This window comes from Alloiococcus sp. CFN-8, assembly GCF_049943125.1.
Classification (GTDB): Bacteria; Bacillota; Clostridia; order Clostridiales; family Clostridiaceae; genus JAEXZL01.
Window position 1 is genome coordinate 419,776 of the sequence record NZ_CP188040.1, and the last position, 14,937, is coordinate 434,712.

Annotated in this window: 12 protein-coding genes and 1 other annotated feature; of the genes, 3 read left to right on the forward strand and 9 right to left on the reverse strand. The window is 37.5% G+C overall.

Annotated features, from left to right (window positions below):
- Positions 1–7 precede the first annotated feature (7 nt).
- Positions 8–216, forward strand: a binding site (T-box leader).
- Between the two features lie 40 nt (positions 217–256).
- Genes thrC through ACPWSR_RS02050 form a run of 3 tightly spaced genes read left to right on the forward strand, consistent with a single transcriptional unit; the run spans position 257 to position 3,973 of the window.
- Positions 257–1,744 carry a threonine synthase gene (gene thrC / locus ACPWSR_RS02040; RefSeq protein ID WP_426351341.1) on the forward strand — a complete coding sequence of 496 codons (1,488 nt, stop codon included), beginning with the start codon at positions 257–259 and terminating at the stop codon, positions 1,742–1,744.
- An 11-nt stretch (positions 1,745–1,755) separates the two neighbouring features.
- Positions 1,756–2,646, forward strand: a complete 891-nt coding sequence (thrB, locus tag ACPWSR_RS02045; RefSeq protein ID WP_426350034.1) for a homoserine kinase — start codon at positions 1,756–1,758, stop codon at positions 2,644–2,646.
- 40 nt (positions 2,647–2,686) lie between these two features.
- On the forward strand, positions 2,687–3,973 hold the full coding sequence (locus ACPWSR_RS02050; RefSeq protein WP_426350035.1) for a homoserine dehydrogenase: 1,287 nt from the start codon (positions 2,687–2,689) through the stop codon (positions 3,971–3,973).
- A gap of 50 nt (positions 3,974–4,023) precedes the next feature.
- Here ACPWSR_RS02050 and ACPWSR_RS02055 read toward each other — a convergent pair whose 3' ends face one another.
- From ACPWSR_RS02055 to ACPWSR_RS02095, 9 genes are all read right to left on the reverse strand, one after another.
- On the reverse strand, positions 4,024–7,488 hold the full coding sequence (locus ACPWSR_RS02055) for a pyruvate carboxylase (RefSeq protein WP_426350036.1): 3,465 nt from the start codon (positions 7,486–7,488) through the stop codon (positions 4,024–4,026).
- Between the two features lie 193 nt (positions 7,489–7,681).
- Positions 7,682–8,392 carry an ABC transporter ATP-binding protein gene (locus ACPWSR_RS02060; RefSeq protein WP_426350037.1) on the reverse strand — a complete coding sequence of 237 codons (711 nt, stop codon included), beginning with the start codon at positions 8,390–8,392 and terminating at the stop codon, positions 7,682–7,684.
- A gap of 12 nt (positions 8,393–8,404) precedes the next feature.
- Positions 8,405–9,163: an ABC transporter ATP-binding protein gene (locus ACPWSR_RS02065; RefSeq protein WP_426350038.1), complete on the reverse strand. Its 759-nt coding sequence runs from the start codon at positions 9,161–9,163 to the stop codon at positions 8,405–8,407.
- Complete coding sequence (locus tag ACPWSR_RS02070) at positions 9,163–10,242, reverse strand: branched-chain amino acid ABC transporter permease (RefSeq protein ID WP_426351342.1); 1,080 nt, start codon at positions 10,240–10,242, stop codon at positions 9,163–9,165. Before ACPWSR_RS02070 ends, ACPWSR_RS02065 begins: the two co-directional genes overlap by 1 nt.
- 9 nt (positions 10,243–10,251) lie before the next feature.
- Positions 10,252–11,133 (reverse strand): branched-chain amino acid ABC transporter permease, encoded by an 882-nt coding sequence (locus ACPWSR_RS02075; RefSeq protein WP_426350039.1) that lies wholly within the window; start codon positions 11,131–11,133, stop codon positions 10,252–10,254.
- Positions 11,134–11,255: 122 nt separating this feature from the next.
- Positions 11,256–12,431 carry an ABC transporter substrate-binding protein gene (locus ACPWSR_RS02080; protein WP_426350040.1) on the reverse strand — a complete coding sequence of 392 codons (1,176 nt, stop codon included), beginning with the start codon at positions 12,429–12,431 and terminating at the stop codon, positions 11,256–11,258.
- A 370-nt stretch (positions 12,432–12,801) separates the two neighbouring features.
- Positions 12,802–13,053: a hypothetical protein gene (locus ACPWSR_RS02085; protein ID WP_426350041.1), complete on the reverse strand. Its 252-nt coding sequence runs from the start codon at positions 13,051–13,053 to the stop codon at positions 12,802–12,804.
- Positions 13,054–13,152: 99 nt separating this feature from the next.
- Positions 13,153–14,418, reverse strand: a complete 1,266-nt coding sequence (locus tag ACPWSR_RS02090; RefSeq protein ID WP_426350042.1) for a zinc-binding dehydrogenase — start codon at positions 14,416–14,418, stop codon at positions 13,153–13,155.
- A 78-nt stretch (positions 14,419–14,496) separates the two neighbouring features.
- Positions 14,497–14,925, reverse strand: coding sequence for a PTS sugar transporter subunit IIA (locus tag ACPWSR_RS02095; protein ID WP_426350043.1), 429 nt, complete (start codon positions 14,923–14,925; stop codon positions 14,497–14,499).
- Between the last annotated feature and the right edge of the window lie 12 nt (positions 14,926–14,937).

Here is a 14,937-nt window from a genome sequence, read left to right on the forward strand (position 1 = left end):
GAATATTATTATAGCAATGATTAGGAAAAGTAAATTTCTTTATGCTATCAGAGAAAAGAACTCAATGGCTGAAAGGTTCTTTAAGCTACAGAAATGGAAAACCACCTATGAGTTTCCTGTGAAATAACAGTAGCAGTGAACGGTCGCCCGTTATAGCGTTAAAGTGGATTTATCAATCAGGGTGGAACCGCGGAAGCCAATGCTCTCGTCCCTTATATAGGGACAGGGCTTTTTTATTTAAATAAATTTAAGGAGGATATATATGCTGTATAAAAGCACTAGAGGAATTTCAAAAAAAATCACCTCCCCTTATGCTATTTTAAATGGAATAGCAGAGGACGGAGGCCTATATGTACCAGAAGAGCTACCAAAGCTAGATAAGGATATAAAGGACCTTGTAGCCTACAGCTACCAGGAGCTAGCCTTATACATTATATCTCTTTTCTTTCCCGAATTTTCTCAGGAGGAATTAAAGATTGCCATCTCAGATGCCTATGACGAAAGCTTTTCCGATCAACAAATAACTCCAACAGTTAAAGTAGGGGATTTATACTTTTTAGAGCTTTTCCATGGACCAACCTTAGCCTTCAAGGACATAGCCCTCACCCTACTCCCGAAGCTTATTGAGCTCTCAGCCCTCAGAGATAAATCAAAGAAGCAACCTGTTGTATTAACTGCAACCTCCGGAGATACTGGAAAGGCTGCTCTTCAGGGCTTTGCCGGAGTAAATGGAGTGAAAATAATAGTATTCTACCCAGAGGATGGTGTAAGCCCTATTCAAAAGCTTCAAATGATTACACAGGAAGGAAATAATACCTCTGTAATCGGTATTAAAGGAAACTTTGACGATGCTCAAAAAGGCGTCAAGGAGTTATTTAAGAACGAGCCGCTTAAAGAGAAGCTAGCGGACAAAGGTTACTTTTTTACCTCTGCCAATTCTATCAATATCGGCAGACTAGTACCTCAGGTGGTTTATTATTTTTACAGCTATCTATCTCTATTAAGGAATAAGGAAATACAGCCAGGAGAAGAGATTAATTTTGCTGTTCCCACAGGGAATTTTGGAGATATATTTGCAGGCTATTATGCAAAGCTTATGGGACTACCTGTCAACAAGCTTATCTGTGCTTCAAATGAAAATAATGTGCTATACCACTTCTTTAATAATGGCATCTATGACAGCAGAAGAGAGCTAAAAACCACCACCTCTCCTTCTATGGACATATTGATATCTAGTAATTTAGAAAGATTACTTTACGAAATATCCGAAAGAGACTCTGAAGCTACAAAAAATCTAATGGAAGAGCTCTCCCAAAAAGGCTTTTATAAGCTTACTGATAAAATAAAAGCAGGACTTAAGGACTTTTATAGCAATTTTGCTCTAGAGGAGGAGGTAGCTTCAACAATCTATAGCTTGTATAAAAGCACAGGCTATCTCATGGACACACATACAGCTGTGGCTTACAGCGTACTGAAAAAATATAAAGAAGACTGTAAGGATAGCACTAAAACAGTGATTCTATCCACAGCAAGTCCTTTTAAATTTTCAAAGGCATTGTGCAGCGCTTTAGATATAGAGCTTTCAGAGAAGGATATTTTTGAGGCAAGCTATAAACTTTCAGAAGCATCGGGAATACCGATCCCAAAAGCTATAGAAGAGCTTAAGGAAAAACCTATTCTCCATAAAGCTAGCTGTACACCAGAGGAAATGAAGATCAAAGTACAGAACATCTTAAATATATAGGTGGTGAAAGAATGATTGAAATAAAAGTTCCTGCCAGCACAGCAAACCTGGGTCCTGGGTTTGATACCCTAGGAGCAGCTTTAAATTTATACAACAGCTTTTTTCTTGAAGAATCTGGTGATAGCCTTATCATAACCGGCTGCCCAAAAGAATTTTCAGATGAAAACAACCTAGTTATTAAAGCAATGAAGTATACTGCAAATAAATATCACAAGCTTCTTCCTGCAGGAATAAAGCTTCATATAGATTCCCAAGTCCCGTTATCTAGAGGCCTCGGGAGCAGCTCCACCTGCATAGTAGCCGGAGTATTTGCCGCTGCAGAGCTTTTGAAGCTACCTCTAACTAGGGAGGACATACTCATAATAGCTTCTGAAATAGAAGGACATCCTGATAATGTAGCCCCAGCCATTTTAGGCGGTATCGTCACAGCCACTTACAAGGATTGTAATATATATTATGATAATATCCCCTTAAGCAAAGACATTAAGTTCATTGCACTTATACCAGAATTTGAACTAAGCACAGCTTTATCAAGGTCTGTACTCCCACATACAGTAGAAAGAAGTGACGGAATCTTTAATATAAACAGAGTATCCCTTCTTATCGCTGCATTAGCTACAGGAAAGCTAGAAAATCTTCCTGTGGCCTGCGAGGATAGACTCCATCAGCCCTACAGAGCTAAGTTAATCCCAGATTATGAGCCTGTAGTAAAGAAATGCTGGGAATATAATGCCTCAGCAGTATTTTTAAGTGGAGCAGGGCCAACGATATTGGTGCTTGTTCCACAGGAGAATAATGATTTTATTAAATCTATAAACAGCTATTTAATTACCTTAAATAATAAATGGCAGAGCAGTGAATTATATATAGACTTTCAAGGAACTCAGATAAATCGTAAATAACAATAGCTATACTAATGTATACACCATTATGGAGGTAACCATGGATAATGTAAAAATTGCAATTTTAGGACTAGGTAATGTAGGACAAGGTGTATGGAATATTCTAAGTACAAATAAAAACGTCATTAATAAAAGAGCTGGCTGCAATATACACATAGAAAAAATACTTGTAAAGAATAAGCTAAAAAACAGGACTATCGCTCTTCCAGAAGGGGTATTAACAGAGGATCCAGAAGATATATTTAGAAATGATGATATCAAGGTGGTAATAGAGCTTTTAGGAGGAGAGCAGCCTGCCCTGGATTATATGCTTAGAGCCATGAGAGCCAAAAAGCATGTTATTACCGCCAACAAGCTGGTATTAGCACTCCATGGCCGAACTCTTTTTGAAACAGCCTTTAAGGAAGGTGTCCACTTCTACTATGAGGCCAGCGTTGGAGGAGGCATCCCAATAATACGAGAACTCAATGAAAGCTTAACTGCAAATAAGATAGAATCCCTTGCAGGAATTATCAATGGAACTACCAACTATATTTTAACTAAAATGTCCAAGGATTCCATGACCTTTCAGTCCGCCTTAAAGGAGGCTCAAGAAATGGGCTTTGCAGAAGCAGATCCCACCTCTGATGTTGACGGCTATGACGCTGCTTATAAGCTGGCGATAATCTCAACCCTATCCTTCGGTCAATTTATCGATGTTAACTCCATAAGCACAGAAGGAATCGCAAAAATTCATCCTATTGATATAGAATATGCTAAAAAATTCGGCTATGTTATTAAGCTTCTCGCCATAGGTAAAAAAAGAGAAGGAACTCTAGAGCTTAGGGTTCATCCTGCTATGATACCTGATAGCCATCCCCTAGCTAATGTCAATGATTCCTTTAATGCAATCTTCTTAAAGGGTAATGCCGTGGGAGATTTAATGCTCTACGGTAGAGGAGCCGGAGATCTTCCTACAGGGAGCGCTGTTATAGGAGACTTAATTTCCGTCCTTAGAAATCACGTAGCTTATACCTTTTTAAATCTAAAAAATGAAAATCGCCGCCCTAAGGCCATCCTTCCCAGAGAGAAAAATACCTCTAAATATTATATTCGACTAAATACCTTAGATAAGCCTGGAATCCTCGGAAGGGTTGCAACAATCTTAGGAAGCTACGGAATTAGCATTTTTACTGTTAACCAGACAATAATCAATGAAAAAAATGTAGATGTAGTATTTACCACTCATCTCGGAGAAGAAGGCTTAGTTCACAGAGCTTTGGAAGAGATAGAGCTCCTCAATGAAATCAACAGCATAGAAAGCATAATCAAAATTGAAGAGCTATAGAAAAAAAGCTTTTATCCAGATTCACTGGATAAAAGCTTTAATGTATTACTTTATTCTTTTAATGTAAAGGTAAGGAGCAGGTCCTCTTGATTAACCCTATCCTTGGGAGAAACATAAATTTTATCAATAGTACCTTCAACAGCAGAAACTAATGTAGTTTCCATTTTCATAGCTTCTATTATCATCAGAGGCATATTTACCGACACCTGGTCCCCTTCCTTAACAAATATTTTTTCCACGGTTCCTGGTATATTTGAGCCAAGATGAGCTGGATTGTTCTTATCGGCCTTTAGCTTTCTATCAGCCTTGATTTCTAGACTCTCATCCAGAATCTGTATTTCCCTAATAGCACCATTAACCTCAAAGGAAAGATTTCTCATTCCCTGAGCATTTGGCTCTGAAGCATCTATGTATTTGATAATAAGCTCTTTTCCTTCTCCTATAGGAATACTTGTTTCTTCTCCCTTCCTCAGTCCGTAGAAGAAAACATGACTCTCAAGACGGCTCACATCATTGTACGCCTCAAAGTGCTGGCAATAATCCTCATAAACCTTAGGATATAGAGCATAGCTTATAACCTTCTGCTCCATAACCTCCTTATCCTCCATAGCAGACACATAATATTTTTCTTTAAGGAGCTCTTCTATTTCTCTAAAGTCAGCTTCAGGCAGCAGAGACCCTGGTCGAACCTTTATTGGCTTCTTCCCCTTTAATACTATTCTTTGAAGATTTTCAGGGAAGCCCCCCTCCGGCTGTCCTATTAATCCTTTAAAATATTCCACTACAGAATCTGGATAGGAAACATTCTTTCCCTTATCAGTTATATTATCCTTCGTCAATTCATTCTTCAGCATAAAAATCGCTAAATCTCCCACAACCTTAGAAGTGGGTGTTACCTTCACGATATTTCCTAAAAGCTCATTAGCATCCTTATACAGCTCCTTTATTTCCTTAAAGCTATCTTCAGCGCCCATAGCTTTAACCTGAGCTAGAAGATTCGAGTATTGACCTCCAGGTATCTCATATCTATAAATATCTGAATAAGGAGAATTCATCTCGCTCTCAAAGCCTTTATAAACCTTTCTCACCCTGCCATAGTAATTGCTTAGCTCATTAAGCTCCTGGGATTTAAGTCCAGTATCTCTTTTCGTTCCACTTAAAGCCTCTACCACAGAGTTCATAGATGGTTGACTGGTAAAGGAGCTCATGGATTCAATGGCAAGGTCAACTATATCTACTCCCGCTTCTGCAGCCATAAGCACTGAAGCTACTCCATTTCCCGTAGAATCATGAGTGTGAAGATGTACAGGTATGGTCAGTTCTCTCTTTAAAGCTGTTACCAGCTCCTTAGCAGCATAAGGCTTTAATAAGCCTGCCATATCCTTAATAGCAAGAATGTGACAACCCATTTTTTCAAGCTCAACAGCCTTTTTCACATAATAATCCAGAGTATATTTTACTTCCTTTGGATTTGTTATGTCTCCTGTATAGCAGATAGCACCTTCCACTAGCTTACCAGTTTTAAGAGCCTCTTCTACGGGAAGCTTCATATTCTCTAACCAGTTGAGGCTATCAAATATCCTGAATACATCAATACCTTTATTGGCTGATATCCTTATAAACTCTTTTACAACATTATCTGGATAGTTGCTATAGCCTACGGCGTTAGAGGCTCTAAGAAGCATCTGAATAAGAGTATTTGGCATCTTTTCTCTAAGAATCTCAAGCCTCTTCCAGGGTGATTCCTTTAAAAATCGATATGCAGTATCATAGGTAGCCCCTCCCCAGGCTTCTACAGAAAAGGCATTTTCCATAAAGGCATTGGTAGCAGAGGCAGCTCCTGCTATATCCTTAGTACGCATTCTTGTAGCCATAAGGGATTGTTGCGCATCTCTCATGGTAGTATCCGTTACATAGAGTCTATTATCCTTTAATATTTCCTTGGCAAATCTCTCTGCTCCTAGAGCTAAAAATCTATCTCTTGCACCATGTATTTTTTTATTACTGTCATACCTAGGCAGTATTGTACTCTCATAAAAGGGCTTTTCAGAAACATCGGAGTTAATAATTCTGTTACCTAAAAACTCTAAAAGCTTCGTTGCCCTATCTCCACTTTCTCTCAGCTTAAATAGCTCTGGAGAGCTTTCAATGAAGGTTGTATAGCAGCTCCCTTTTTCAAAGTCTTCATTGCTTAATACATTTATAAGGAAGGGTATATTTGTCTTAATCCCTCTTATACGCATTTCCTTTAAAGCACGCTTCGACTTTCTTATAGCCCCTTCAAAGGTCCTATCATGGGATATAACCTTAACTAGAAGGCTATCATAGTAAGGCAGTATCTCTGCACCGGTGTAAGCAACTCCACCATCAAGCCTTATTCCATTTCCAGAAGCAGACCTATAAACATTTATTTTTCCAGTGTCAGGGAGAAAGTTATTATTTGGGTCCTCTGTTGTAATCCTGCTCTGAATTGAATAACCTGAGGAAGCTATTGACTCCTGAGAAGGAATGCCAATTTCCTCTGAAGCTAAGGGATACCCCTCTGCTATACGTATCTGTGCCTGCACTATATCTATTCCTGTGATCATTTCTGTCACTGTGTGCTCAACCTGTATTCTTGGATTCATCTCAATAAAATAAGCCTTATTATCCTTATCCACCAAAAACTCTAAGGTTCCTGCATTATAATAGCCTACCTCCTTAGCTAAACGAAGAGCACTATCAAAAATTAAATTTCTCGTTTCCTTAGGTATACTGAAGGCTGGAGCGTATTCCACCACCTTCTGATGCCTCCTCTGAACAGAGCAATCTCTATCATAAAGATGAACTATATTTCCCTGATGGTCTCCCAATATCTGCACTTCTATATGCTTTGGATTTTCCAGATACTTTTCAATAAACACCCTGTCATCTCCAAAGGCCTTCTTAGACTCATTTACAGCCTCCTGATACTCTCTAGCCATGTCCTCTCTTTTGCGAACTATACGCATACCACGTCCTCCGCCTCCATTAGAAGCCTTGAGCATCACGGGATAACCAATCTCCTCGGCAATAGCCATGACAGAATCAATATCCTTCAAGGAATCATTAATTCCTGGTATTACAGGAACCTTAGCCTTTAAAGCAATTTCCTTGGAGGAAATCTTGTCTCCCATGGCCAGCATTATTTCTTTACTAGGACCTATAAAAACAATATTATTCCTTTCACAAGCCTCAACAAATTCCGGATTTTCCGATAAAAAACCATAACCAGGATGTATGGCATCTACATTTTTTGACTTTGCAATTTTTATTATGGTATCAATATCAAGATAAGCATCGATAGGACCCTTTTCAGGATTTAAAGGATAGGCTTCATCTGCTTTGGTCCTAAATAGAGAATATTTATCCTCCTTTGAATAGATACTTACGGTGGTTATTCCCAGCTCCTCTAGGGCTCTGAAAATACGAATTGCAATCTCCCCTCTGTTAGCAACCATAACTCTTTTAAATTTCTTCATTATTTTCTGCTTCACTAACAACACCTCATTCATGAATCTTCGTACATTAATTATTTCAACAAAGATAATAATATGCTATATAGTATACATAATATTGACAGTGTTTGCAATATTTTAATTTACAAATTTCATTTGTCAGATATAATCCCTAATAAAAAAGCAGTCTTTGCAGACTACTTTAGTTATTCTTCTCAATTTATTAGTTAATTTATTCCCCTAAATAAGCTTTTTTAATATCTTCATTATTTAAAAGGCTAGAAGCTTTACCCTCTAAGGCAATCCTACCTGTTTCTAGTACATAAGCTCTATCTGCTATGGATAGTGCTTTTTTAGCATTTTGCTCCACCAGAAGCACCGTAGTACCAGACTGACTAACCTCTTTAATAATATCGAAGATTTCATTTACATAGATTGGAGATAAGCCCATAGAAGGTTCATCCATTAATATAATATTTGGCTTTGACATCAGCGCCCTTCCCATAGCCAGCATCTGCTGTTCTCCACCACTTAGAGTACCTGCCTGCTGATTTTTTCTTTCCAGAAGCCTTGGGAACCTCTTATATATCATGTTAAGGGTTTCCTCGATTTCACTTTTATTCTTACGAGTATATGCTCCCATCATAAGATTTTGAAGCACAGAGAGACTGGCAAAAACCCTTCTTCCTTCTGGCACATGAGCCATTCCCATGGATACTATCTTATGGCCTGGTACCTTAGTAATATCCTGGCCATTAAAGAGTATTTCTCCAGAATCCTTATTTATAAGTCCTGTTATAGTATGAAGTATCGTAGTCTTCCCTGCCCCATTAGAACCTATAAGAGCAATTACCTCCCCTTGATTTACTTCAAAGGATATACCTTTTATTGCTTTAATCACTCCATATGAAACCTCTAAATTTTTCACTTCAAGCATAGCCATTTATTACTCCTCCTACTCACCAAGATATGCCTTAATTACCTCAGGATCATTTAAAACCTTTGAGGTTTCTCCTTGGGCAAGTATTCTACCAAAATTCAAAACTGTAAGCTCCTCACAAATGCCTGAAACAAGGTTCATATCATGCTCAATAAGAAGAACAGTCATATTAAACTCATCTCTCACGAATTTTATAGTATTCATGAGCTCCGCGGTTTCCATGGGATTCATCCCTGCAGCAGGTTCATCTAGAAGAAGTAGCTTAGGCTCCGTTGCCAAAGCCCTAGTAATTTCTAGCTTTCTCTGCTTACCATAGGGAAGGTTAGAGGCCTTAACCTCAGCATCCTTATCCAAATCGAAAATCTTCAATAAAGCCATGGCTCTTTCATTCATTTCTTTTTCCATTCTATAATATTTAGGCAACCTAAATATACCAGTAAAAGTGGAGTATTTGTTTTTATTATGAAGGCCTACCTTAACATTATCTAATACAGATAGATTAGAAAACAGCCTTATATTTTGAAAGGTTCTTGCAACCCCTGCTTTATTAATTTCTATGGTGTTCTTACCTGTAATATCCTTATCATCGATTACAATTTTCCCAGTGTCAGGGGTATACACACCTGTTAAAAGGTTAAAGATAGTAGTCTTACCAGCACCATTTGGTCCAATGAGCCCATATAATGAGCCCTGGTGTATGGATAGGTTAAATTCATCAACAGCTCTAAGGCCACCAAAGGAAATCCCAAGAGTTTTTACATCTAATAATGCCATTATCTCTCCGCCTCCTTTAGTATTATTTTCTTTTTAAAAATCTTATTTAATGATAAGTATCCTCTTAGCTTCTTACCACCGGAGCTGTAGGTTAAAATCATAGTTATAATCAGAACCACCGCATAAATCAACATCCTATACTCACTAAGATCCCTTAACAGCTCAGGAAGGAGAGTAAGAGCAACGGCTGATATCATTGAACCTCTTATATTTCCAAGTCCTCCTAGCACTACATATACCAATATCATTATTGACATATTATAGCCAAAGGATTTTGGATTGGCAGTGAGAGATGATAAATTATGAGCATATAAAACTCCTGCTGCTCCTGCAATAGCTGCAGAAACAGAAAAAGCTAAAAGCTTATATTTTGTAATGTTAATCCCAAGAGATTCAGCAGCTATCCTGTTATCTCTAATAGACATAACTGCCCTTCCTGTTCTAGAATTAATCATGTTCAATATAATAAAAAGTGCTATTAATATTAAAATAATACCCACAAAAAATGTAGCATCATTGGGGGTTCCCGTTATTCCTTGGGGTCCTTTGATTAAAACTTCTCCAGTTTCATCCAAATTAAGAGACATTGAATCCTTCATAGAAAAATGATAGCCACTATTATCTCTTCCAAAATAAATTACATTAATAACATTTTTTATTATCTCTCCAAAAGCAAGGGTTACAATAGCAAGATAATCACCTCTAAGCCTAAGGACAGGAATACCTATTAATATACCAAAAACACCTGCTACTGCTGCACCAATGATTATGGCAATAAAAATTCTTATAAAAGAATTTTCTATGGTCCCCACCATAATTTTGGAAAACAATGCGCCAGCAAAAGCTCCCACACACATAAAGCCTGCATGTCCAAGACTAAGCTCTCCCAATATTCCTACGGTTAGGTTCAGAGATATTGCTAAAATCACATAAACACAGATAGGCACTAAAAGTCCCTCCATGAGGCTAGACACATGACCTCCATTTATCATAAGTGTAACAGCAATATAACAGAATATAACTATCCCGTAGGTGATTAGATTTCTTTTTGAATTTAACGTTAGCTTTTTATCTCTCATTGATTTCACCTACACCTTCTCCTGCATTTTCTTACCTAATATTCCAGTAGGCTTGATTAAAAGCACTATGATTAAAACACTAAATACTATGGCATCGGATAGCTGTGAAGAAATATACGCCTTAGCTAATATCTCAATTACTCCCAGAAGTATTCCACCTATAAAGGCTCCAGGTACAGAACCAATTCCTCCAAAAACCGCTGCTACAAAAGCTTTAATTCCAGGCATTGCACCAGTATAGGGATTGAGAGAAGGATAAGCTGAGCATAAAAGCACACCAGCTATAGCTGCTAAAGCTGAGCCTATGGCAAAGGTAAGAGCTATGGTAGTATTTACATTAATACCCATAAGAAGTGAAGCACCTTGATCCTCAGAAACCGCCAGCATGGCCTGTCCAGACTTCGTTTTATTTATAAATAAGCTAAGACCTATCATAATAATAATACAGGCAATAATTGTTACTAAGGTAACCCCTGTGATAGTTAATTTACCTCCTGCTAGCTTCAAGGCTGGTAAGGAAACCACGGAAGTAAAGGATTTAGTATCTGGTCCAAATTTTAAAAGAGCAGCATTCTGAAGAAAATAGCTGACACCAATAGCAGTGATAAGCACTGCTAGCTTAGGGGCCTTTCTTAAAGGCTTATAGGCAACACGTTCAATAGTAATTCCAAGAACAGTACAAATGATAACAGAAAGAACCACGGAAGCTATAGGATTCACCCCCATGGAACCTAAAGCTATGAAACATACATAGCTGCCGATCATAATTACATCACCATGAGCAAAATTAAGCATCTTGGCAATTCCGTATACCATTGTATAACCCAAGGCAATGATTGCATAAACACTGCCAAGGCTTACTCCATTTAATAAATAGGATATAAAGCTCATAATACACCTCTTTACAAAAATCAATTCATTTACCGCTATATAAACATAAAAACAAACGATAGAGGGGGGCGTAAAACCCCTCTATGGTTTGTGTATAACTAAGTGATTATATAAATAAACTATTATTCTGCTGCCTTATATGCACCGTCTACTATTTTTACAGCCTTTGGAGCCTTATTTGGTTCTCCACTAGCATCCCAAGTCATTTGTAAGCCAGTTAAACCATCTATAGTGATCTCTGTCATAGCAACTTTTAATCCATCACATATCTCAGATGGTGTCATTTCTGGAGTAACTCCAGCCTTCTCTATAGCTGCAGCTATAATATAAACGCCATCATAGGCATCAGCAGCAAATTGATTTGGAACTTCATCAAACTTTTCTTTATAGCTTGCTACGAAGCTCTTAGTTAATTCATCCTCTGCATCCGCTGCAAAAGGAGTAAGTAGCATAGTTCCTTCTGCTAATGAAGTATCGAAATTTTTAACTCCAAGAATACCGTCTAAGCCATCACAGCCAAAGAATATTGGTGAATAATCCATGGCACCAGCTTGAGTAAGTATTAAAGAAGCCTCTGAGTAGTATATTGGTAGGAATACAAGCTCAGCACCGGAATCCTTAGCTTTTTGAAGCTGAACAGAAAAATCCTTGTTGCTTTCAGAAGTAAAGGCTTCAGCAGATACTATTTCTAGATTTTGATTCTTAGCCTCAGCAGTGAATTTCTCATATATACCACTGGAGTACACACTGGAGCTGTCATAGATTACAGCTACTTTAGTGGCTAGCTTGTGCTGTCCTATATAGGCTGCAGCTCCTATACCTTGGTTAGGATCTGAGAAGCAAACTCTAAATACATTATCATTTTGAACAATTTCAACTGCTGAACCAGAAGGTGTTAGCTGGAATATATTATCAGCATGAGTCTTGTCCGCAACAGCTATACTAGGAGTAGAGGTAACAGTTCCTAGAAGAATATCCATACCATTGTCCTTTAAGGTATTATAAGCATTTATTGATTTCTCAGCATCATTTTCATCGTCCTGGAAGTCAAACTGTAATTTATAACCATTGACCCCTCCATCAGCATTGATTTCTTCAATAGCTATCTCTGCACCGTTTTTTACAGCCTGTCCATAAATAGCAGCATCTCCTGTAATTGGTCCTATACCCCCGATTTGGAACGTGTCTGAGCTGCCCTTTGAACTGTCATCATTATTCTTAGAATCTGCATTAGAGCATCCAACTAATACAGTACAAGCCATAGTAGCCGCTAGCATTAAACTAAGTATTTTTTTCATAGTTTCATCCCCTTTAAAATTCTGAATAAAATGTTGCGTTTCTCTTTTAACAATCATAAACCCTTTTGATATTTAAAGTCAATAAAAAATATACACTAAATTATAATTATTCTTACTTTTCTAATGTTTTTTCTATGAAAACGTTAAAATATTTTCGTATTTAATAAAAATTTGCTAATTTATCATATGCCATTCTTTCACACAACCTTTCCCTTATATTTTTACATTTATTTCTATTTCCTCCATTATTCTTTTTATATTCACTCCTTTCGTTATAAATCTACTTTTTTATTATGTATCTCTTCACCCATTAAAAAAACAATAAAAAAAGTGGCCTTGCTGTAAAGCAAGACCACGGATAACTAATGTATCACATTAACGGGATAAAGTGAACTATAGCTAAATTCGTTGATTGCTTTCCAGCTTTGATATTATCCAGTATGACTAAAAGTATTATTAGAATACCAGTAGAAATACTAATAGAAATCAGGCTAATTAAAGCAACAACAAAAATGGACACTATCATAAGGATAGCGTCCACAGCTGCACAACTAAAATTATTTGCATAGGAAGAAACCGGTGCACACTTAGCATCATCGGCATAATAACTATTACATTGCATACAATCATAATTAAACATGCGGTTATCTCCTTCCTAAGCAAATCTATATTAATATATTATAAGTGTTTATAAAATTTTGTCAATAATTAAAATTTTCAATTAATAGCTTATTCCAAAGTGATTAAATAGAATATTCTCTGCATCAGCATTCCACAATCCCTTATGAGCCTTACAGCTTTCAGAGAGCTTTTTGAATAAGGGTTCTGTTTTACCTAAGCTTTCGAAATCATCAATTGCTGTTAAAGGAAGCTCTATCTGAGTATAAATAAGCTTCTTTCCTCCTGGAATTTCCGGAAGGTTAAGGGTAGTCTCTGCTACAGAATCAATACCACCGATATGTGTCACCATAACCGCAGGTTCTATGGCTTTCCTTTCTGAAAGGTTAAGAGCCTCTATAAGATCATCGGTGTTACCTCCAGTAGTACCAATTATGTGAGTACTAGTATAATGGCAGTTATACAGATTGATTTCGGCCTTAAAGTCACTATTTGTAGGGCCAGCGAAAAAATTCATGCATCCGTCAAAGGCCAACAGCTTATCTCCCAGCTCTGCCACCTGCTTTACTGGTATATATACAAAGACATCGTCATAGCCATGCCCCCCTGTAAGTGCTATCAGCTCCTTATAAGGGTCTTCCATAGTGGAGGTATTCACATAAATTAGCTCAACTCCCTTTTCAGCCGCCTCTAGTGGAGTAATCATCTCTTTTGCCCTGTTCAATTTGGCGTCATCAATATCCGTAACAACGATTCTTTTTGGCTTATTTTCAATACATAGGCCATAGCTTATAGCCCCTAATCCCATAGGACCACAGCCTCCAAGAATTATTATATTTCCATCCTTCTTAACCCCCATGGAATGGTTGTAGTTCTGTTTATTAGTATGATAATTAGCATTATAACCACCTATTACGCAGCTCATTGGCTCAGCTAAGGAAGCCTCAAAAAAACTATCCCCATTATAGTTTAAAAGACAACCTAGCTCCATAACTTCATTGGGTATTATACAATAAGTACAAGCTCCTCCAAAAAATTCATAGGAATACCCTGGTGAAGCAAGACTGCCTTTATAATTTAGGGCAGGCTGCTGGGCAAATTTTTGTCCTGCTTTAAATTGACCAGCCCATTTCTTACCAACCTTCTCAATTACTCCTGCAAATTCATGACCTATTATTATAGGATTAGTGTCAATATTTTGTGGAGCTCTCTTATGCTTCTTCCCCTGCTTCACCAGCTTGTAGCTAGACATACATATGCTATCTGTGATTATTCTCACAAGGATCTCATCATCCTTTATTTCTGGCAATTCAAATTCCTCCAGGCGCAAATCGTCAGCACCATACATTCTAACTGCTTTTGTTTTCATAAGTTCTCCCTCCTGATGCCCTATAGGCTGATTATAATTTTTCAATGATTACCAGTTCCATTAGATACTTATAATGACCTAATCATTACAGCCAAATATTTTCATAACAGTAGCTCTATCGCTTTCTATAACCCTGCTTACTGCCTCTTCATCACTTAACACACAAGCTATATTAGATAATATATTTATATGGTCATTGCCAGTTCCCGCTATACCAATAACTATTTTTGCTTTTTCACCGTTCCAATCAGTCCCTTCAGGGAATATCATAACAACTATGCAGGATTTCAGCACCTCTCCTCTTGAACTCTCAATACCATGAGGAATTGCAATGGAATTGCCTATATAGGTGTTCATAAGAGACTCTTTTTCCAGCATGGCGGCGGTGTACTTTTCAGTAGTACATCCTTCCCTATAGAATATCTCACCAATTCTCCTGATTATAGCTTCTTTATCTTCCTCTTTGCAGTTTATGAAAATATTCTTCTCCTTTAGAATCTGCTCCATATTCACCCTATC

Coding starts and splice junctions, on each gene's coding strand:
- thrB (WP_426350034.1), top strand. CDS start 1,756: ATGATTGAAATAAAAGTTCCTGCCAGCACAGCAAACCTGGGTCCTGGG.
- ACPWSR_RS02050 (WP_426350035.1), top strand. CDS start 2,687: ATGGATAATGTAAAAATTGCAATTTTAGGACTAGGTAATGTAGGACAA.
- ACPWSR_RS02060 (WP_426350037.1), bottom strand. CDS start 8,392: ATGGCTATGCTTGAAGTGAAAAATTTAGAGGTTTCATATGGAGTGATT.
- ACPWSR_RS02065 (WP_426350038.1), bottom strand. CDS start 9,163: ATGGCATTATTAGATGTAAAAACTCTTGGGATTTCCTTTGGTGGCCTT.
- ACPWSR_RS02070 (WP_426351342.1), bottom strand. CDS start 10,242: ATGAGAGATAAAAAGCTAACGTTAAATTCAAAAAGAAATCTAATCACC.
- ACPWSR_RS02075 (WP_426350039.1), bottom strand. CDS start 11,133: ATGAGCTTTATATCCTATTTATTAAATGGAGTAAGCCTTGGCAGTGTT.
- ACPWSR_RS02080 (WP_426350040.1), bottom strand. CDS start 12,431: ATGAAAAAAATACTTAGTTTAATGCTAGCGGCTACTATGGCTTGTACT.
- ACPWSR_RS02085 (WP_426350041.1), bottom strand. CDS start 13,053: ATGCAATGTAATAGTTATTATGCCGATGATGCTAAGTGTGCACCGGTT.
- ACPWSR_RS02090 (WP_426350042.1), bottom strand. CDS start 14,418: ATGAAAACAAAAGCAGTTAGAATGTATGGTGCTGACGATTTGCGCCTG.
- ACPWSR_RS02095 (WP_426350043.1), bottom strand. CDS start 14,925: ATGGAGCAGATTCTAAAGGAGAAGAATATTTTCATAAACTGCAAAGAG.